Source organism: Candidatus Shapirobacteria bacterium, assembly GCA_041659325.1.
Lineage (GTDB): Bacteria > Patescibacteriota > Microgenomatia > UBA12405 > UBA12405 > JBAZYN01.
On record JBAZYN010000002.1, the window covers coordinates 23513 to 41721 of the forward strand.

20 protein-coding genes are annotated in these 18209 nt (G+C 41.6%); 15 read left to right on the plus strand and 5 right to left on the minus strand.

Annotated elements, in window-relative coordinates; translation table 11 throughout:
- Nucleotides 1–33 precede the first annotated feature (33 nt).
- The 4 genes from WC841_03260 to WC841_03275 are packed head-to-tail and all read left to right on the plus strand — an operon-like array spanning nt 34 to nt 5602.
- Nucleotides 34–804, plus strand: coding sequence for a nucleotidyltransferase domain-containing protein (locus WC841_03260; protein ID MFA5828348.1), 771 nt, complete (start codon nt 34–36; stop codon nt 802–804).
- A 22-nt stretch (nt 805–826) separates the two neighbouring features.
- Nucleotides 827–1447: a DUF5667 domain-containing protein gene (locus tag WC841_03265; GenBank protein MFA5828349.1), complete on the plus strand. Its 621-nt coding sequence runs from the start codon at nt 827–829 to the stop codon at nt 1445–1447.
- On the plus strand, nt 1398–3575 hold the full coding sequence (locus tag WC841_03270) for a transglycosylase domain-containing protein (GenBank protein ID MFA5828350.1): 2178 nt from the start codon (nt 1398–1400) through the stop codon (nt 3573–3575). The genes WC841_03265 and WC841_03270 overlap by 50 nt, the downstream gene beginning before the upstream one ends.
- Nucleotides 3575–5602 (plus strand): PBP1A family penicillin-binding protein, encoded by a 2028-nt coding sequence (locus WC841_03275; GenBank protein ID MFA5828351.1) that lies wholly within the window; start codon nt 3575–3577, stop codon nt 5600–5602. Before WC841_03270 ends, WC841_03275 begins: the two co-directional genes overlap by 1 nt.
- 9 nt (nt 5603–5611) lie before the next feature.
- Here WC841_03275 and WC841_03280 read toward each other — a convergent pair whose 3' ends face one another.
- Both WC841_03280 and WC841_03285 read right to left on the minus strand, forming a co-directional pair.
- On the minus strand, nt 5612–6262 hold the full coding sequence (locus WC841_03280) for a hypothetical protein (GenBank protein ID MFA5828352.1): 651 nt from the start codon (nt 6260–6262) through the stop codon (nt 5612–5614).
- 3 nt (nt 6263–6265) lie between these two features.
- Entirely contained in the window at nt 6266–7183 is a 918-nt protein-coding gene (locus tag WC841_03285; protein MFA5828353.1) for a carbohydrate kinase family protein, read from the minus strand.
- A gap of 39 nt (nt 7184–7222) precedes the next feature.
- On the opposite strand from WC841_03285, the gene WC841_03290 reads away from it, so the two are divergent.
- The gene (locus WC841_03290) at nt 7223–8623 is read left to right on the plus strand and encodes a hypothetical protein (GenBank protein ID MFA5828354.1); all 1401 of its coding nucleotides are present in this window, start codon (nt 7223–7225) and stop codon (nt 8621–8623) included.
- On the opposite strand, the gene WC841_03295 is transcribed toward WC841_03290, so the two are convergent.
- The 3 genes from WC841_03295 to WC841_03305 are packed head-to-tail and all read right to left on the minus strand — an operon-like array spanning nt 8583 to nt 11132.
- Nucleotides 8583–9422, minus strand: coding sequence for a class II fructose-bisphosphate aldolase (locus tag WC841_03295; protein MFA5828355.1), 840 nt, complete (start codon nt 9420–9422; stop codon nt 8583–8585). The two genes, WC841_03290 and WC841_03295, sit on opposite strands and share 41 nt — an antisense overlap.
- A complete protein-coding gene (locus WC841_03300; GenBank protein ID MFA5828356.1) occupies nt 9419–10345 on the minus strand; it encodes a transketolase C-terminal domain-containing protein in 927 nt (308 codons plus the stop codon). The genes WC841_03295 and WC841_03300 overlap by 4 nt, the downstream gene beginning before the upstream one ends.
- A complete protein-coding gene (locus WC841_03305) occupies nt 10338–11132 on the minus strand; it encodes a transketolase (protein ID MFA5828357.1) in 795 nt (264 codons plus the stop codon). Before WC841_03305 ends, WC841_03300 begins: the two co-directional genes overlap by 8 nt.
- Before the next feature lie 61 nt (nt 11133–11193).
- On the opposite strand from WC841_03305, the gene WC841_03310 reads away from it, so the two are divergent.
- From WC841_03310 to WC841_03355, 10 genes are all read left to right on the plus strand, one after another.
- On the plus strand, nt 11194–11694 hold the full coding sequence (locus WC841_03310; protein MFA5828358.1) for a sigma-70 family RNA polymerase sigma factor: 501 nt from the start codon (nt 11194–11196) through the stop codon (nt 11692–11694).
- A complete protein-coding gene (locus WC841_03315; GenBank protein ID MFA5828359.1) occupies nt 11675–12031 on the plus strand; it encodes a hypothetical protein in 357 nt (118 codons plus the stop codon). Before WC841_03310 ends, WC841_03315 begins: the two co-directional genes overlap by 20 nt.
- Before the next feature lie 42 nt (nt 12032–12073).
- On the plus strand, nt 12074–12652 hold the full coding sequence (locus tag WC841_03320; protein MFA5828360.1) for a hypothetical protein: 579 nt from the start codon (nt 12074–12076) through the stop codon (nt 12650–12652).
- Between the two features lie 77 nt (nt 12653–12729).
- A complete protein-coding gene (locus tag WC841_03325; protein ID MFA5828361.1) occupies nt 12730–13341 on the plus strand; it encodes an alpha/beta hydrolase in 612 nt (203 codons plus the stop codon).
- 2 nt (nt 13342–13343) lie between these two features.
- A complete protein-coding gene (locus WC841_03330; GenBank protein MFA5828362.1) occupies nt 13344–14087 on the plus strand; it encodes a nucleotidyltransferase domain-containing protein in 744 nt (247 codons plus the stop codon).
- Nucleotides 14088–14177: 90 nt separating this feature from the next.
- Complete coding sequence (locus tag WC841_03335) at nt 14178–15056, plus strand: hypothetical protein (GenBank protein ID MFA5828363.1); 879 nt, start codon at nt 14178–14180, stop codon at nt 15054–15056.
- 99 nt (nt 15057–15155) lie between these two features.
- Nucleotides 15156–15971, plus strand: coding sequence for an endonuclease/exonuclease/phosphatase family protein (locus tag WC841_03340; GenBank protein MFA5828364.1), 816 nt, complete (start codon nt 15156–15158; stop codon nt 15969–15971).
- 105 nt (nt 15972–16076) lie between these two features.
- Complete coding sequence (locus tag WC841_03345; protein ID MFA5828365.1) at nt 16077–16598, plus strand: NUDIX hydrolase; 522 nt, start codon at nt 16077–16079, stop codon at nt 16596–16598.
- Between the two features lie 107 nt (nt 16599–16705).
- Entirely contained in the window at nt 16706–17383 is a 678-nt protein-coding gene (locus WC841_03350) for a methyltransferase domain-containing protein (protein MFA5828366.1), read from the plus strand.
- Nucleotides 17384–17461: 78 nt separating this feature from the next.
- A complete protein-coding gene (locus WC841_03355) occupies nt 17462–18208 on the plus strand; it encodes a hypothetical protein (protein ID MFA5828367.1) in 747 nt (248 codons plus the stop codon).
- Nucleotide 18209 lies beyond the last annotated feature (1 nt).

Sequence of the window (18209 nt, forward strand, 5' to 3'; positions counted from 1 at the left end):
AAATAGAGGGTCGGTTTGGGATAAAATAGAGAAATGGAAATTAGTGAGGCGATACAAAAGACAATTGATTACGCCGGGAAATTTGGGATGAAGCTGAGTCGGGAGCAACTATGGTCAAGATTGATGGGGGAAAGAGTATTTTCCGAAAAAGAATTTGAGAAAGAAATTGGAGGGGGTAGCCTTAGTACAAAAAAGAAGATCGAAGGGGAAGCAAGAAAAAAAAAGTTGGTGGCGAAGCGTTTGGGAAAAATGGTGGCGGAAAATGACAACAATATCCTTATGGTGGCAGTTACCGGATCGGTAGCGGCTGAAAACTGTAAGAAGGGTGACGACATTGATATCCTGATTGTGACTAGGGAAAACAGATTGTGGTGGAGCAGATTAAAACTACTATTTTTTTTGATCAACAAAAAATACAAATTCCGAAGATATGGAAAAAGAGAAATAAGAAATGAGCTTTGTTTTAATATGTGGCTCGAAGAAAAATCATTAAAACTACCAAGTGAAAAACGGGATGAGAGGAGCGCGGTTGACCTGATATTGTTGAAAGTAGTGGTAGATAAAGACAATATTTACCATAAATTGTTAAGGGAAAACGATTGGGCCAAAAATTGGGTAGCAACGGGATATAGCTTAAAGTCTAAAAGTCAAAAGTCTAAAAGTCGAAAGATTGGAAAGAATAAGAAAAATATAGCCGGAGATTTGATTAATTTATTGGCCTTCGTGGGGCAATATTTGCATATGTGGCCAAAAAAAACGAAGGAAAATGTCGGTCTAAAGGCAGCATTTTTCCATCTTTCTTAGCAGGGAGTGGTAGAATGGAGTAATGAAACTGAGCCGAATGGCGTATATGGTGGTTTCCCTGCTACTGGGGGTGGTAATCTTGGTGGTATCGATGGCAAGGGCCGGATTGGAAATTATGGCGGTTGAGGGAAATGAAGAAACCCTACGTAATGATCCGATTAAGTTTGTGATTGTCAACGATGAGTTTGAAAAGGAGGAATACTTTTATAAGTTACCCGAGGCCGGAATGCTACCGACAAACCCATTTTATGGATTCAAAAAAGTCAGAGATTTTCTTTGGGTAAAATTTAGTTCAGGAAGTATTAAAAAAGCAAAAGTGCAATTACTGGTGGCCGACAAAAGAATGGCCGAGGCCAAGATACTTTTGGAAGACAATAGAAGCAAAGTCGGTTTGGAGGCTTCACAAGAAGCCTTTGACGCTTTAAAATTAGCCGAAATATCAATTTCCGGGGTTCAAGAAGAAACTGATGATTCAAGGCAGATGCAATCGCGGATTTTTAAAGCCGGATTTGCTTATATGCAAATACTGAAAACTTCAGAAAATTCTTTTGAGCTAGATACTAGTAAATATAACCAATTAATTAAAGAGCTGGATGAGTGGAACCAAAAACAAAAAAGCCAAGAGAAAGAAGACGAAGGGTAAAAAACTGCGGTTGGCTTTGTTTTTGGGAATATTTTTACTTTTGACAGGGATAGTAGTTTTGGCTGTGGCGGTGTCTCAGGATTTGCCCAATCCCAAAAAGTTGATGACGTATGAATATCCGGAATCATCTCAAATTTTTGATAATAAGGGAAAACTTTTATATGAAATGTATTCTGAAAAAAGAAGGCTGCCGGTAGAACTTGGGGAAGTCCCGGAGAGCCTGAAAAAGGCGACTCTGGCAATCGAGGATTCAGGTTTTTACAGTCATTTCGGATTTGATCTAAGGGGTATTGTCCGCGGACTATATCGGACAATTGTAGAAAGAAGACTTCAGGGCGGCTCAACTCTAACGCAGCAGCTAGTCAAAAACGCTCTATTGACTCCGGAAAGGACGGTGTCCCGAAAGATAAAAGAGGCAGTACTGACAGTTGTCACGGAGATTTATTATTCAAAAGATCAGATTTTAGAAATGTACTTTAACCAAACCCCTTATGGAGGAACATTGTGGGGAGTCCAAGCAGCTTCAAAAGGGATTTTTAATAAAAACGTGGGTGAATTAACTTTAGCAGAATCGGCACTGATTGCGGGGCTTCCAGGATCACCTTCCAAATACTCCCCTTTTAAAAATCCGGTAGCGGCCATTAACAGACGAAATATGGTGTTGGCGAGAATGAGAGAGTTGGAATATATAACAGCGGAGCAGGAGGAACAGTCCAAAAATGAGGAACCCAATTTTTATATTAATAAGGGGAATCTGGTGGCGCCTCATTTTGTCTTTTATGTCAGACAGCAATTAATAGATAAATACGGAATTAAAAAGGTGAATGAAGGCGGCCTGAAAATAAAAACAACCCTTGACTCTGACCTACAAAATTTTGCTGAAACGGCAATAGCGTCTGAAATGGCAAAACTAGTTAGATATAAGGTTTCGAACGGAGCAGCCCTGATTACCGAACCAAAGAGCGGAAAAATTCTGGCCATGGTAGGGTCAAAGGACTATTTCTCGATAGACATAGATGGCGAATATAATGTGACGACGGCTTTGCGACAACCCGGGTCGTCGATAAAACCACTTAATTATGCGGTGGCAATAGAAAATGGAAAAATTACGGCGGCATCGGTAATCAATGACGGGCCGACTTGTTTTAATGTGACGGGATTGAAATCATACTGTCCGACGAATTACGGGAATAGGTACTTTGGGCTGCAAACGGTACGGAATTCGTTGGCGAGCTCTTTGAATATCGCGGCGGTAAAAGTATTAAAGCTGAACGGATTGGAAGCATTTGTTGCTTCGGCCTCGGCGATGGGAATATCAACCTTTAACAACGCTTCTGACTTTGGATTGTCACTAACTTTAGGAGGAGGAGAGGTAAAAATGACCGATATGAACGTGGCATTTGGAGTGTTGGCAAATATGGGGTCGAAACAACCATTAAATCCGATATTGGAAGTCAGAGACAGAAACGACGAGGTTATCGATGAGTATAAATATGTTCCGGGAGATAGGGTGTTGTCACGAGAGACATCTTTTATTATCCAACAAATTTTGTCTGATGACGGAGCCAGGGCAATGGTTTTCGGGAGAGGATCAATGTTAAACATTAAAGGTCATTCGGAGGTGGCGGTAAAGACAGGGACAACAAACGATCTAAGAGATAACTGGACAATCGGATATACTCCCGATGTAGTAGTAACGACATGGGTGGGAAATAATGATAATTCAAAAATGAGCGGAGTGGTTTCCGGAACGACCGGGGCGGCACCGATATGGAATAAAATTATGACCTATTATCTACAAGACAGGCCGATAAAAAAGCCGGTGATGCCATCAAATGTAGTGGGTATGTATGTTTGTAATGTTACGGGGGGTCTGGTACCGGACGAGGGCTGTGACAGTCACTACGAATACTTTAAAAACGAATATAAACCAACCAGCAAGATACCTCTCCGGGCTAATGTATTGATCGACAAAGATACCGGGAGAGTGGTCAGTGATGGTGATAATAAACCTAATACGGAATGGCAGGATCACGCGGTGATAAAAGATATAAGCGGAGTAACGGTGTGTCTGGACTGCCCGCTAACCAATCCTGAGGCAGAAAAAGTGGTTACGACAATAAATTAATGGGGCGAAAGAAAAGGGTGGAAGGGATAAAACGATTTTTAATTTTAGCCGGTCGGCCATTGGTAAGGACGGTGAAACGAATTTCGTGGGGTTATTTTATGGGAACAATATTGATGGTGGCGATGACGGTGGGAATGGTGTGGCTTTATAAACAATTTTTGGTTGATTTGCCAAATATTAACGAAATTTATAATCCTCCAAGATTGTCAACAAGAATATTGGACCGGAGGGGGAAACTGCTATATAAATTTTACGACGAGGAAAACCGAAGCTGGACTTCAATAGACAGAATCCCAGAGTCACTGATAAATGCAACTATTGCAATAGAAGATAAAGAGTTTTACCAACATCATGGAATATCGATAAAAGGGATAATTCAGGCAGTCTTATATAACTTCAGAAAAAACGGCCAACAGGGGCCGAGAGGCGGGTCAACCATTACACAGCAGTTGGTAAAAAATGTTTATTTCACCCGGGAAAAAACCTGGCAAAGAAAAATAAAAGAGGCAATTTTGGCGGTGGTGTTGGAAACAAAATTAACTAAAAAGGAAATATTGGAAAGGTATTTTAATCAGGTTGCTTATGGCGGAGAAACGTATGGGGCACAGGAAGCGGCAATTAAATATTTTGGCAAAAATGTATGGGAAATAACGGCGGCTGAGTCAACCTTTTTGGCCGGTTTGCCGGCAGCGCCAAGCTCCTACTCCCCTTTCGGCAGCAGCCCGGAATATGCCCACATCAGACAACTACAAGTAATCGACCAGATGGTGAATGCCGGCTATATTGACGAGAGGCGGGCTCTTCAGCTAAAAAACGAGAAGATTGTAATTGCTGAAGAAAACAGAATAATCAGAGCACCTCATTTTGTGTTTTATGTAAAAGATATTTTGGAAAAAAAATATGGATTTGTAAATTTTGGCCGGTTGGGGCTGACGGTTACTACGAGCCTTGATAGCGATATTCAAACGATGGCCGAAGAAAAAGTGAAAAGCGAAACGGAAAAGGTGAAAAGGCTTCGAATTAGTAACGGGGCGGCAGTGGTAATTGACGTTAAGACAGGTGAGATATTGGCTATGGTTGGGTCTAAAGACTATTATTCAAAGGAGATTGACGGTAAATATAATGTGACGACAGCGCTGAGGCAACCGGGGTCGTCGATAAAACCGATAAATTATCTTCTGGCGTTAAAAAACGGAATGACTCTAATGTCGACAATTGAGGACAGCCCGATTACCTATTATGTGAAAGGGCAAAAACCGTATAGTCCGAATAATTATAATGGTAAATATATGGGACAGGTGACACTAAGAACTGCTCTGGCGAATTCCCTAAACGTGCCCTCGGTAAAGTTACTGGAAAAAAACGGAGTGAATAATATGATTGATCTGGCTGAAAGCATGGGGATTACCACATGGACAGACAGATCGAGATTTGGACTGGCCCTGGCGCTGGGTGGCGCAGAGGTGAGAATGACAGAACTGGCTCAAGCTTATTCAGTTTTTGCCAATATGGGTAAAAAGATAGATTTAAGTCCGGTATTAAGAATTAACAACTATCTGGGGGAAACAATTTTTGAAAAGAGGCAGGAAAGTGATGAAATATTTGAGCCCAGATATGCTTTTTTGATAAATAATGTGTTGTCGGATAATCAGGCCAGAACTACGATCTTCGGGCCAAATTCACTGCTAAGAATTGAGGGGAAAAATGTGGCAGTAAAAACCGGAACGACTAACAATCTTAAGGATAATTGGTGTATCGGTTGGACACCGAGTTACCTGGTGGCGGCATGGGTGGGAAACAACGACAGCTCGCCCATGAGCTGGGTGGCGTCGGGAATTTCCGGGGCGACGCCGATTTGGAATCAAATAATGAAGGAAATGCTTGCGCAAAAAACAGATGAAAGTTGGGAGGTGCCATATGATGTGATAAAAGTTAATGTCTGCGGGAGGGAGGAATATTTTTCGGTGGGGACTGAAAAAGATGTAAAATGCTCACTACATATAACGCCCACACCTGCTCAAAAATAAGGGAAGGGCCTAAATTTTGATGACACTCCAATAGATTTTTTCCACGAGAAGCGGAATAAGCGACTTAGATTTTTCGAGATTGGTGCCACCGGAGGTTTTGATAACAATAAAGATTTGTTTTCCGGGAACGGTGACGATTGATTGATATTCAAAATAATTATCTTTGGCAATTTGGTTTTCTTTGATTTGGGCACCTTCAGGGAGATTGTTTTTTGCCAGACTATCGACGGCATTTTCTTTTTTTAAGAGCTGAGAAACTGTATTAACAGGATTGCTCTCGAGAAACATTTGATCACGGTTTCTTGACCAGGAAAATGATTGGCTAGTGGCCGGGAGAGTTTCCACATAAAAGGACCAAAGGCTGTCATTGTCTTGAATCAGAGGATTGATACTGGCATCCAAGTCAACTCGGTTGGAGGAGTTAATTTTTAGATCCGGTAGGTCTAAATTTATTTTAATTTTTTGATATTTTTTTTCGCTAATGATTCGATTTATGGTTCGATAGGCAGCAAAAATGGTGCTCAGGCCAATACAAAGAAAAAGAGCAATCATCAGAGTAGTTTTTTTCTTTTTGGCCTTGGCAGCACTTTCAAGCGGCTCAACCAAACTGAGCTGTTGACTGGGAAATATTTTTTTTGTTTTGTCTAATTTGGAGCTCATAGACTACTTGATTTGCTTTAGAGTTAACAGAGCGGTTTTTGCTCCCATGGCGGAAACAACAGAGGCTGAGTTTTTTATACCCCAGGACAGGGCTTCCCCGGGATCTTTTCCGTAAATCAGAGCCGCTACAAAAGCCGAACCAAAGGAATCTCCGGCCCCGGTTTCATCGACCGGTTTGATATTGATAATGGGTGAAAAAAGATGCTGACCACAGGTGAAAACGTGAGCGCCCTGCCGGCCATTGGTTACCGCAGTAATAAGTGATTTAAGGGCGGCAACCTTTGACCAGAAACCAGAATCATCGTTTTGGGAATCCATTAGATTTTCGGATTCTGTTTTGTTGAGAAGGAAAAAGTCGATATATTTTAGGAGCGGAATTATTTGTCTTTTTTTTGATAGTTCCCTATTGCCGGGATTCAAGGCTACTTTGATTTTGTGATCAAAGGCAAAACCAATTAATTTTTCTAAAAGATCAAGGTTGCCTTCGAGGGAAGCGATATAAAACCACTTGGTTTTTTCAATTTTTGACCAAGCAAGATGTTTTTCTTCGAGTCGATTTTTACCGCGATAGGTCATAATCGAGCGACTACCATCGTGAGCAACCAGAATTACAGAAAAATCGGTAAGCTCATCGGGGGGACGGCTCAGAAGGGAAGTATCCACTTTTTCTGTGGCAAAATCTGACATAACATAACGACTAAGGGTGTCGCTGCCGAGAAGCGAAACGCAGGCAGTTTTCAGACCGAGACGGGAAAAAGCAACCGAAGAATTACTGCCCCCACCACCCGAACAAATTAAACTCTGAGAAATTTCATTTTTGGAAGAAACAGGCAGACCTAAAATCCCGTTTTTTTGAACTAATTGTTCAGATTTGACAAGAATATCGACAGTTGAGGCACCAAAAGATATAATATCGTACATAAACTATGTTAGACCGTTTATTGGGTTAAAACAAGAAAGATGGGTAGTGAAAGCGGTGGAGGGTGGAGACCAGTAGTAGCGGGAATGCTAGTCATCGCGGCAGCTACACTGGGGACGGGGCTCAATGGAAATAACGAGAATGGGGTTCAAGCAAAAAATAAGGTGACTGAAGTGTCTCCAAGCAAAACACTAAAACCCACGTATACCGCGATACCGACAGCTACTCCGACGGTGACTTCGACCCCGACACAGACGCCTGAACCAGTACCGTCTGCAAAACCAACGGAGGTATTTCAAAGCACCATTGAAATGGGGGGAATAACGATGTTTTACGGTTCGAGCGGGTCAATTGCCTATCAAATCGGGGACGAGCCAAAAATGTTTATTGACAAACAAGAGATTGTAAAAGCACGAAACGTGGCAAGAAAAGAACACGAATACCAAGTTATCGCATTAATTGAGGCTCCGGAGCCGGGGCCGGATACATATAAACCAAGTGAAGACAGACCACTGTTCAACGAATTACCGCCTGATGTGGTCAGTCCGGAAGATTTAGAAAGAAGAGGGATAAAAGTAATAAATGGGGCAGTTGAGCTACATATAAGAGAAATGGCTTTTGACGCCGACGGCCCGTTGGCGGAATATCAACCGGGTGGCCAAAAAAAACTTATTGTGGCAATGGTTGATGAACCGACTTTTTCGCCAGATTCTTTAAATGACCAACGTTATGAGGAAATCCGGGAACTAGCGGGACCGGCTTATAAAAGCATAGGAGGTGAAGAATCAGCCGGGATAGAAGAATACAGACAGCAGGAACTAACAGCCATGGAATTTCAACTGTCACAGGCAAGAGGAGAGAAGATGGATGATACAACACTCCAAAGTATAAAAGTAAGCCAGAGGTTTCTTCAGGACGCAAGCGAGGGCCAGCTAAGGGAGTGGATGAGTAAAGAAACGAACTTCGGAGGTGTCATGGTTCCGGCTTCAATGGTCGAAGAAATTATTGGGCTAAAAAACACTGATGTTATCGTAATCTGTACCGGAAAAAGCAGGATTGGGAACTATTGGGCAGTCGGAGTAGACGGTCGTGGAAAATATAGTACTCAGTTGGTACCATTGGGGGCCCGGCGCAATGTAAATGGACGCCCTAAGATAAGTCAATCCAGACCGAGAGCGAGTGATTTTAGTATCTCCGACGAGGGCACAGGGAAGACATATGCAACAGACGACAGAACTCTGCCTTTAAATTTATGGCATGAACTTGTACATCTCTTAAAACCGGGTATCGGGGAAAGAGCCACAGATGTGGAGGCAATTAACCATTGGATCCAGGAATATTTTGAACGCGGGGAATCTCCATTTTTATTTTCAGTACCTGATAGGGGCGGTTATATTCAGGCTAAGAATGAGAAAGGGAAAGCTGCACAATTCTTTGCTTGACAATTTCTTTCACTTCGTCGATGGCGGGGGCAAGGTATTCGTAGATTTTTTCTGAATTTATCGCCGATAAGCTGTGGCGAAGGGAGGAGAGATATTTCAAACGAAGATCGGTGTTGATATTGATCTTGACAATCCCCGTTTGAATGGCCCGATCGATTTGCTCGGGGCTGATACCTGAACCACCGTGGAGGGTAAGAAAATTTTCGGGAATGGATGCAGCTATTTGGGAAAGAAGATCAAGGTCAATATTTTCGGGATAGGTAGTGTTGACACCATGGAGATTGCCAATGGATACAGCCAAAAGATCGGCGCCAGTGGCAGACATAAATTCGGAAGCTTGGAGGGGTTTGGTGAAACTTTCTGCGGAAAATCCGTTTTCGATCAGATTAATTTTGTTAAATTCGACTTCTATAAGAGAATCGGGGTTTGAATGGCGTATTTCGGAGATAAAATTTTTGGAAATTTCTAAATTTTCCTGATAACTGAAGGCAGAACCATCAAAATGGACCATGTCAAAACCAAGAGTGAGCAACCGTTTAAGGCGGGAAATATCTTTTCCATGATCCATGTTGAGAAAAATCGGCAGACCTTCAATTCTGGCTTTTTTAACCAACATCAATAATCTTTCTGCTCGGACGAAAATATCTTCGCCAGTTGATAGTTGAACAATGCAGGGTAAGTTTGTCTCGGAGACAGCACTTTCGACGGCCTGATAGATTTCAAAACAGTCTATGTTGAAGGCAGGCAGAGAAAGATGGTTTGATTTATATTGATCAAAATATTGGCGAAGGGTGTTCATCTAGATGACATGATAACATTTACGGCTTCGCGTAAATAATCGACACCGATACCATAGTGTTTATAAAGTTCCCGAAAGTCTTTGGCTGATTGGCCAAAACGGTTGTCGACGGCAAGATGAATAAATTTCGGGGAGAGACCGGCAGATAGTACCAGGGAAGCGACAGCTTCCCCCAATCCGCCATTTTTTTGATGGTCTTCGAGAACGATCAGGCGGCCGGTTTTTTCAACACTTTTTAAAATGGTCTCGGAATCTAGCGGTTTTATAGAAGAGCAATTTATAATTTCAACACTGGTGGAGCCAATGTTGAAAGCCTGAATCAGGGTTGGGCCATAACCCAAAACCGTGACACTGTGCCCTCTTTTTAAAACATAAGATTTTCCGATGGTAAAGCTGTTTTTGGGATTATAAATTGAGGGAGTGTGAGGGCGGATCAGGCGAAGATATGAAGGCAGGGGGCTTCGGGCAATTACGGAGACTATTTTTTCGGTTTCAATGGCGTCAAGCGGAGCAAAAACCTGCATATTTGGTAAGGAGCGCATAAGGGCGACGTCTTCGAGCATCTGATGGGTGGCGCCAAGGTCGGTACTGAAAAGACCGGAGTGAGAACCAACGATAGTGACATTGGCATGGTTATAACAGATGGATTGCTTAATGGTATTCCAGTTTATGGATGGGGAAAAACAGGAAAATGAAGTAAGAAAAACTTTTTTGCCGGTTTTGGCTAAGCCGGCGGCAACGCCGGCGGCATTGGCTTCGGCGACACCACACTCAATGAAGCGGGAAGGGAATAATTTGGCGAACTTATTTAAAGAAAGCGATGATTTTAAGTCGGCATTGACGACATAAATACTTCTATCATGCCTGGCAAGTTTGGTAAGAGTTTCTCCAAAAGCCTGGCGGATGGATAGGTCTTTAACCATGGTTGTCGATTTCTTTTCTGGCCCTTTGATGTAGATTTTCGGGCAAATTTTTAATGTCGTGGTAGTGGTAGTCGTGCTGCATGAAAGAAACGCCCTTGCCAATAATGGTTTTGGCAATTATACAATTGGGAAAATCGGAGTCTTGGGCGTCCTTTATGGCCTTGGTAATTTTTTTAAAATCGTGACCATCGACAGTGGTAACAGTCCAGCCGAATTGAACATACTTGCCGGCAAGATTACCCAGGGGCATTATGTCGTCGGTAGCCCCATCGATTTGATAGTGGTTGTAGTCGACAATATTTATCAGGTTGCCGAGATGATATTTGCTGGCAAACATGGCGGCTTCCCAGGTTTGCCCTTCCTGGTGCTCCCCATCGGAGGTGAGACATATGGTGGTATTCTTTTTATCGCCAAGTGCCAGTCCACAGGAAAACGACAGTCCCTGGCCCAGGGAGCCGGCGGAATATTCAACTCCGGGAACATCGGTGGAAACATGCCCCTGGAGAATGGAGCCAAAGGAAGAATAGGAAGAAAGAAGCTCTCTGGAAAAAAGCCCTAATTTCGCCAGGACTACATACAAGGCCGGGCAAAGATGGCCGGCAGACAGGACAAAATGATCTTTTTTGTGGTTAAAAACATCGGAAAAATAGACAGCAATCATTAGGTCCAGAGAAGAAAGCGAACCTCCGATATGGCCTCCACCTGATTGGTAAATCATATCCAGCAGATCAAGACGAAGTTCACGGCTGATTGTCTTTAGGTTGTTAACCCGGGGGGCAAGAAGCATAAAATAGTATAGGTGGTTTTGGTGTTAAAATAAAGGGAAAATTGTGATAAATTAGAGGGCAGTGGACATTTTTTATAACAAATACTATCAAAGCGTCCGGGGCTTTGTGGCAAAAAGGATTGATGATGAAGGGTTGGCTGAGGAGCTGACAAACGACATATTGATGGCAGCGATTAAGTCGCTACCTAATTACGACAATAAGTGCTCTGAATTCAGTTGGATTTGCAGTATTGCCAAGCATAAAATAATTGACTATTACCGAAAGAAAAAAATAAAGACGGTGCTGTTTTCGGTTTCGGAAGTGTTTGAAGATGTGGCCGATAAAGCCCTCAGCCCGGAGCGAGAAAGTATAGAGGCCGAGCTAAAGGGTGAAATTAAAAAAACACTAAGGGAGCTAAAAGCAGGATACGGCAGCCTTTTACGACTAAAGTATGTAGACGGAATGAAGATCAGACAAATCGCCGGTATTTTGAAATTGAGTGTAAAAGCGGTTGAATCCCGGCTAATAAGGGCCAAAAAACAGTTCCGTCTGGCGTGGAACTATGATCAAAAAAAGAGTTGAAAAAATTGCTAAGTTGTCAATTTTGGTCGGGGCCAAACAGGCGTGGAAATTGCTTTGTAACTTATATCTTTTGAGCTACCAGCCATTTTTGACCCTGAGAACCATTAAGGAAAGTGATGATAAGCTGCAATTAATATTGCTACTTTTGGCAGTTGTTTCCCCGGCGGTTTTTTATGTTACAACCCGAGTGGTTTGGGATAACTATAAATACGGGCGGGTATTAAATTCGGTGGGGCAGGTGTTTTTGGTGGTTTTCGTTGTGGAGGTTTTGATATTTTCGTATCTTTTGTATTGGTCGATTAAAGTAATCAGGAGTTGTCCGAAAAAAACAAATTAATGGAATTAGTTGACAAAATGGTTGATTTGAAATATTATTCGGGTGTCGTTTCGTGTTATTGATTTAAGGAGATTTTTTATGGGAAGAGAGCATGGTCCAGTTAGAATTGTGGTATTGAGTCGAAAAGAAAGAGAGGTGGTAAGCGATCCGAGGTGGAGAGATAGATTTGGAAGGTTGAACCAACTCTTGGGTGAATTGGGGCCGGAGGCAAATACGGTTGTTGATGATTCTTTGGCAATGGTTGACCTACGGCTTGAGACTGAAGGACTTAATGCTTTAGAATTAAACGCCGAAAGGAGAGCGAGAGGACAGGAGTTATTAAAATTGAGAAGGGAAAGGGCGACTGGTATTGTCAGGGCCGCAACAACATTGAATCCTAACGTGACTATGGCACGTGGCTTGGAGTTATTTGATGATGATAAAGATTCTGTTGGTGATTATGAGGTCGCCTCATTGGTTGAAAGAGCGTTTCTAGAGGCGGCTGATAGAGGTACACCAATGATAAATTCGAATGTAATCAAGGCCTGGGCTAATATTTTGAGGATGGGGTACGATATGCAATCCAGTATTGATCCCTCTAGGATAACTACCGTGATGAGATCGGCGATAGTTAGACGTTGAGGATATGAAAATTAACCAAATTGACAGTTGAGGTTGCAATTTGGGATGAAAGACAGAAAAACGTATATAATGGGCGGATGAGGAAAATAATCGTAGTATCGGGTTTGGGAGACAGCAAACGCGAGCTTGGCCTTGGGTCGGCCTGGTGGAAAAATGAGGGATTAAGGCCGTTTATATTTCTACCAAATTGGGGAAACGGTAAAGGAGTAAAGCCAAAGCTCGTCAGATTATTAAAAATGATTGATAAAGAAAGTGGAAAAGAGACAATTTTTTTGATGGGAATCAGCGCCGGAGCTAGCTTGGCGATGAATGCTTTTTTACAAAGGCTTGATCGGGTAGAAAAAATGGTGAGTCTGTGCGGCAGATTAAGGTTTGGGTATTCCCCGGATAAAATCAGGAGAAAAATGCAAAAAGAGACATTGGCCTATCGGGCGTTTAGGGAATCGGTAAAATTGCTGGAATCCAATGTCAAAAACCTGGAAAAAAAAGATAGAAAAAGAGTCCTGACGGTTAGCGCCAAATTCGGCGATGAGCTAATTCCGATCGAAACGTCACGGTTGGAGGGGGCAAAAAACATTTTGATACCGACGGCGGAGCATATTTTGTCAATTTTTGGCGGAATGACGGTCCATTTTAAACCGATAAGAGAGTTTTTGCTGGGAAAACAGGGTGGGAGTAAAATATACTAGTGATGACAAACGTGGTAATGAGTGATGAGGCAGAAGGGGCGCTTCAAAATATCTTTGAAATTACAAAACCGATTTCTATTTTTGTTTATGGCTCTCGAGCCAGAACAGATTTTAAACCAACCAGTGATTATGAGGTCGGGGCAATTTATTTAAAAGAAAATAAACCAAGAAGGGCTGAAATTGCGGCGTTACATAATGTCGAGGGGTTGAATGTTTATCCTTTTGCGGCTGAGGGGCTGAAACAATATAACCTGGATACGCCATTTCCCAGGGCAATATATCTTAGGGAACTTATTGGCAGTAGCAGGACAGTATTTGGGCAGGAGATTTTGGAGAAAATGGAGCTGCCGGTGATTAGATTAACAGATTTATTGGAGAGTGCGGCTTTTGAAGTGGCTACAGCGTTTGCGGCAGTTAGGTCGTTTAGAACAAATGATTTAATAACTACTTCGATAAACTTTAAATCAGCGCTCTTTGGGGCCAGGATTTTGGAAATTTTAGAACTAAAGAAATTTCCTTTAACTTATGATGGAATCTTTGAAACGACAAAACAGTTAGACCTAAGTCCTGAATATTTGCCCTTACTTGATCATGCCATGAGAGTAAGGCGGGGAGAAAAAATTCAGGAACAATTTTTATTTACGAACATTACTTTTTTAAACCAAGAAGTTCTTAAAAAGGTAAAACATGAATTATCGGCAAGTGGCGATAGAACGGTTTTACCGGGGAAGAAAATTGAGTGGTAGGAGCTTGGGGCTTTTTCCCAAACAGAATTGGCTGATGAAACCCCGAAATAAAAAAAGTTATAATGAGGGGTGGGAATAGAAGAGGGATAAATGGTTGCAAGTCAAAGACCGATAAAATGTGAGGAGAGACCTGAGTTGGTATCAGCAGTTTCCCAAAAATTAGGACATGCATATAAGTTGTTGGGGATTCCCGAGCCTAAGCTGCTGCCGGTATCAATAGATTTTGAAGAAATTCCATATCTTGCAAAAGTAGATGTTACGAAAATCGGGGTAAGGGTAGCCTGTGACGAGAGATTTAGAACAAAAGAACAAGAGGATACTGCTTTGGTGGAATTTAGGTTAGAGGGAAACAACTTCCCCGGGACAGAGATAGTGTTGGCCCATGAGCTAGCGCACATCGGTCTTTGGGCTCTGACCGGGCAAGAAAGGCAACCGCCAACGAGGTTATTTGATGAAGGATTTGCGAATATTATCGAGAATGCGGCTGAGGCTGAAGATATTGAAGACTTAGAGCTAAGGGCAAGAGAGGAAACACGGGAAATGATGGCTTCTCACCCGGATGCATATGCAAGATGCCTGGAAATAGACCGGCCGGTTACCCAGACAGAGGCACCACAGTTAAACGGGGTGGATGCAGTAGTGGGGAGGGCATTTTTGTTGTGGGCACGGCAAAAGGGCGGAAACCAGGCAATGATTGACTTGCTATCTCATTCACCATCGGCAACTAAAAGAAATGACGAGGAGTTTGAGCCGGTGGCCTTGAAAGATGAGTGGGCAAATAATGAGGAGTACAATGAGTTGGTTGAAAAGATGATATCAGGGGAAATACAACCTGAAGATTTTCCCCAAGAGGCCTATGAGTGGGAAAGAAAACAGCTAAAATGGGCGATATTAAAAATAACCGGAGCGGGAAATATGGATGAAGTTAAACGAAAATTTTCCGAATGGGTTGAAGAAGGAAGAAAATAGGTAGCAAGATGGATATGTTTGTGGGAAGCAAAGAAGTAGTCTAATGATGATTTATTTGAGGTTGATAAGAAGTAAAGAGGATTGCGGTATAATAGCCTGATGGATATTTTGTGCTGGAACATAATGAGCGGAGGGTTTAATGGCTACGACAGTATGGCCAGTAAACCCGAAAGGTTAGATTTGTTGGTAGAAGCAATAAAGGGAGTTAACGCCGATTTTGTCAGTTTGGTTGACACACACAGATGGACTGAGGTGTTTACGCCTGATGATTTGAGAGGATTATTTGGATATGAAAATGTCTATTTTGTGGGGCTTAATGACCAGAGGCTTAAGGTAAAAGGGCATGATAATGGTATTGCTGTTTTAACACGATTGCCGATTACAAGATTTGAGACGGTGAGATTGGCAACGAGAAATGCAATTAGATCTGTGATTATGAATGGAGGAAAAGAATTGGAGATATTTTCAGTATATTTGGATGACTTAAGTGAGGATACGAGACTAAGGCAGGTAATGGCACTTTTGGGGCTAATTGATTTTGCTAAACCGACGGTATTTGCCGGAGACTTAAATACCATAAGTGCAAGTGAGGTACCGGAAGCGAGGGAAAATATAGAGAAGTTATTTTCTAGATACCCGCAAGCCCGGGTGATGGAGCCGTCTTTGAGGGAAATGATGCGGGGAGAGGTGATCAAAAAAATCGAAGAAAGGGGTTTTGTTGATATGGGAAAAGGGGCGGGAAATACAATACCGAGTAAACTGTCGCCTATTCCAATAGATAGACCTTTATTAAGGTTAGATTACGGCTTTTGCACCAAAGGGGTGGTAGTGGAAGGTTTTGAGGTATTAAGGGAAGAGATATTTGACAAGGTGTCGGATCATTATCCTATTAGGATGAAGGTTTCCTTGGGATGAACGTCGGGTAAAATGATTGGGGAGTAATAAAAGAAAAACGCAACCTAACGTTTGCCTGTTTTGTATTGAATAAGAAGATAAATAGGATTGGGGTAAAATGTAATAATGAAGTTAAATATTAACCCACCAGACTTTATTTATTGTCCATTTTGCGGTAATAAATTAGAAATAAAGTTTGACGGTGAAAAAGAAAGAAAATATTGTCTCACCGACAATTGGACTTATTATCCGTTTGTGGCCAACGCAGTCGGTGCCGTGATTCGGAACGGCGATAAAGTACTACTGGTTAAACGGAACAAAGAACCGTATAAAAATACATGGATGTTCCCTGCTGGGTTTGTAGATTATGGGGAGCACCCGGAAGATTCATTGGCCAGAGAGGTAAAAGAAGAGACGGGATTGGATGTAATAAGTTCTAGTTTAATGGGAATATTTCAGGTTGACGATGATCCCCGGAGTCCAGGCCATTTTGATTTTTTTTACGAGGTAAAAGTTGGGTTGAAGAATGAGATTAAAACCGATAAAGACGAGAATAACGATATTAATTGGTTTGACTTAATAAATTTACCGGAAATAGGATGGCATACTCATCAGAAGGTTGTAGATATTGTTAGAAAAGAAGTCTAAAGTGAGCGTCAGACAAAATGATGTGGAGTAATAAAAGAAAAATATAACTTAACCATTGCCTGGTTTGAGATTGGCAAGAAAAAGCGGAATTGGAGTAAAATCAGATCATGAAAAGTGACCACTTAATAAGTTCTTCTGAGGCAGGATTTGGAAAAAGGCTTAGAGATATTGAGCTGTGGGGGGATAAAGAAGGACAAATCGTGACGAACTATCAGGAAATATCCGAATATATCGCAAGAAGGATTTTTTCTAAAACCGGGGATAAAAGTATATTGGAAATTTGTTGCGGGATAGGATCTCTTACTGTGTTTTTGGCTAAAGTTTTTAGCCGGGTAATTGCGGTTGATATTAATCCAATTCGAATTGTAGCGGCAAATAAAAATCTACAATTAAACAATTTAATAAACAGAGTCGATTTAATAACCGGAGATATTGAAAACGAAAAGGTTATTAACAAAATTTGTAATAAATACAAGATTGGGGCTGTTTGTACGGATGTCACATGGTCTGAAACCGGTATCTACGGACAAGATCATACGGATGACTTGGATAAAACTACACCAGCTACGGATAAATTATTTAAGTTATTGACTGATAGAGATTGGAAAAATATCTGTATGAGACTACCAAAAACGATTGACTATAAACAATTAATGGGTTTGGGGTCGGTAGAAATTGAAGAAATTTCCATAAATGGAGAATTAAAGTTTATTTACGCTTATTTTGGCATGCTAGTTAAGGATATCGGAATAACAAAGAAGAACTTTCGGATAGACAGAAAATAAAGATTACAGCTGAACAATGACCTTGTTTTGGACTGATAAAGAGATTAGGAGGATAGGAACAGGGTGTAAAATCTGACAGTGAAAGACAATTTATTAGTCAAATGCAAAGAACTAATTCGGGCATATAAAAACGGTTTGTTAGGTATCTGCACTATGCCGGAAGACAGCAACCCTGGGTTTGACGAAGATGATGGAGAACTAAGACTTGCCTATTTTACTTTGCCAATGAGTCTTAACTACCAGCGAGACAGTTACAAATTATGGGAAGCCGCACTTAAGGCGTACAAGGATAAGGCAGTTCAAAACATATTTGATGTAAAATCGGTATCGGAGATGTCCTCGGAAGAATTAAGAAGTAAGTTACTGAAATATAAAGTTGCTCTTCAACCAAATAAACACATCAATACTTGGAAAACCATTTCGGAGACAATTTTGAATAACTGGGGTAGTTTCAAAAACTTGTTTGAATCAACGAATTTTGATTTGGAGATTATCAAGGAATTGATTCAAAAAAAATATAAAAGAGGCTTTCCTTATTTATCCGGACCTAAGATATTTAATTACTGGAGTTTTATTATAGGCACTTACGGAAGGATACCCCTTAAGAATAGACAATTAATTGAGATTGCCCCAGATACTCATGTGATTAAATGTTCAGTGGCTTTGGGATTAATTAGCATCGCGGAAGCAGAAAGACTAAGTAGGGACGAAATATCAAAACGATGGAGAGATGCTTTGGAGGGCTCAGGAATTAGTCCAATTGAGATGCATCCCCCTTTGTGGTTTTGGAGCCGGAATGGGTTTGTTTATAAACTTCGAAACTGAA

Bases quoted from the DNA above. Each gene is read 5' to 3' on its own strand.
- WC841_03280 (MFA5828352.1), bottom strand. From the start codon at position 6,262: ATGAGCTCCAAATTAGACAAAACAAAAAAAATATTTCCCAGTCAACAG.
- WC841_03285 (MFA5828353.1), bottom strand. From the start codon at position 7,183: ATGTACGATATTATATCTTTTGGTGCCTCAACTGTCGATATTCTTGTC.
- WC841_03290 (MFA5828354.1), top strand. From the start codon at position 7,223: ATGGGTAGTGAAAGCGGTGGAGGGTGGAGACCAGTAGTAGCGGGAATG.
- WC841_03335 (MFA5828363.1), top strand. From the start codon at position 14,178: ATGGTTGCAAGTCAAAGACCGATAAAATGTGAGGAGAGACCTGAGTTG.
- WC841_03345 (MFA5828365.1), top strand. From the start codon at position 16,077: ATGAAGTTAAATATTAACCCACCAGACTTTATTTATTGTCCATTTTGC.
- WC841_03270 (MFA5828350.1), top strand. From the start codon at position 1,398: ATGAGTGGAACCAAAAACAAAAAAGCCAAGAGAAAGAAGACGAAGGGT.
- WC841_03340 (MFA5828364.1), top strand. From the start codon at position 15,156: ATGGATATTTTGTGCTGGAACATAATGAGCGGAGGGTTTAATGGCTAC.
- WC841_03330 (MFA5828362.1), top strand. From the start codon at position 13,344: ATGACAAACGTGGTAATGAGTGATGAGGCAGAAGGGGCGCTTCAAAAT.
- WC841_03350 (MFA5828366.1), top strand. From the start codon at position 16,706: ATGAAAAGTGACCACTTAATAAGTTCTTCTGAGGCAGGATTTGGAAAA.
- WC841_03275 (MFA5828351.1), top strand. From the start codon at position 3,575: ATGGGGCGAAAGAAAAGGGTGGAAGGGATAAAACGATTTTTAATTTTA.
- WC841_03295 (MFA5828355.1), bottom strand. From the start codon at position 9,422: ATGAACACCCTTCGCCAATATTTTGATCAATATAAATCAAACCATCTT.
- WC841_03265 (MFA5828349.1), top strand. From the start codon at position 827: ATGAAACTGAGCCGAATGGCGTATATGGTGGTTTCCCTGCTACTGGGG.
- WC841_03260 (MFA5828348.1), top strand. From the start codon at position 34: ATGGAAATTAGTGAGGCGATACAAAAGACAATTGATTACGCCGGGAAA.
- WC841_03305 (MFA5828357.1), bottom strand. From the start codon at position 11,132: ATGCTTCTTGCCCCCCGGGTTAACAACCTAAAGACAATCAGCCGTGAA.
- WC841_03300 (MFA5828356.1), bottom strand. From the start codon at position 10,345: ATGGTTAAAGACCTATCCATCCGCCAGGCTTTTGGAGAAACTCTTACC.
- WC841_03325 (MFA5828361.1), top strand. From the start codon at position 12,730: ATGAGGAAAATAATCGTAGTATCGGGTTTGGGAGACAGCAAACGCGAG.
- WC841_03315 (MFA5828359.1), top strand. From the start codon at position 11,675: ATGATCAAAAAAAGAGTTGAAAAAATTGCTAAGTTGTCAATTTTGGTC.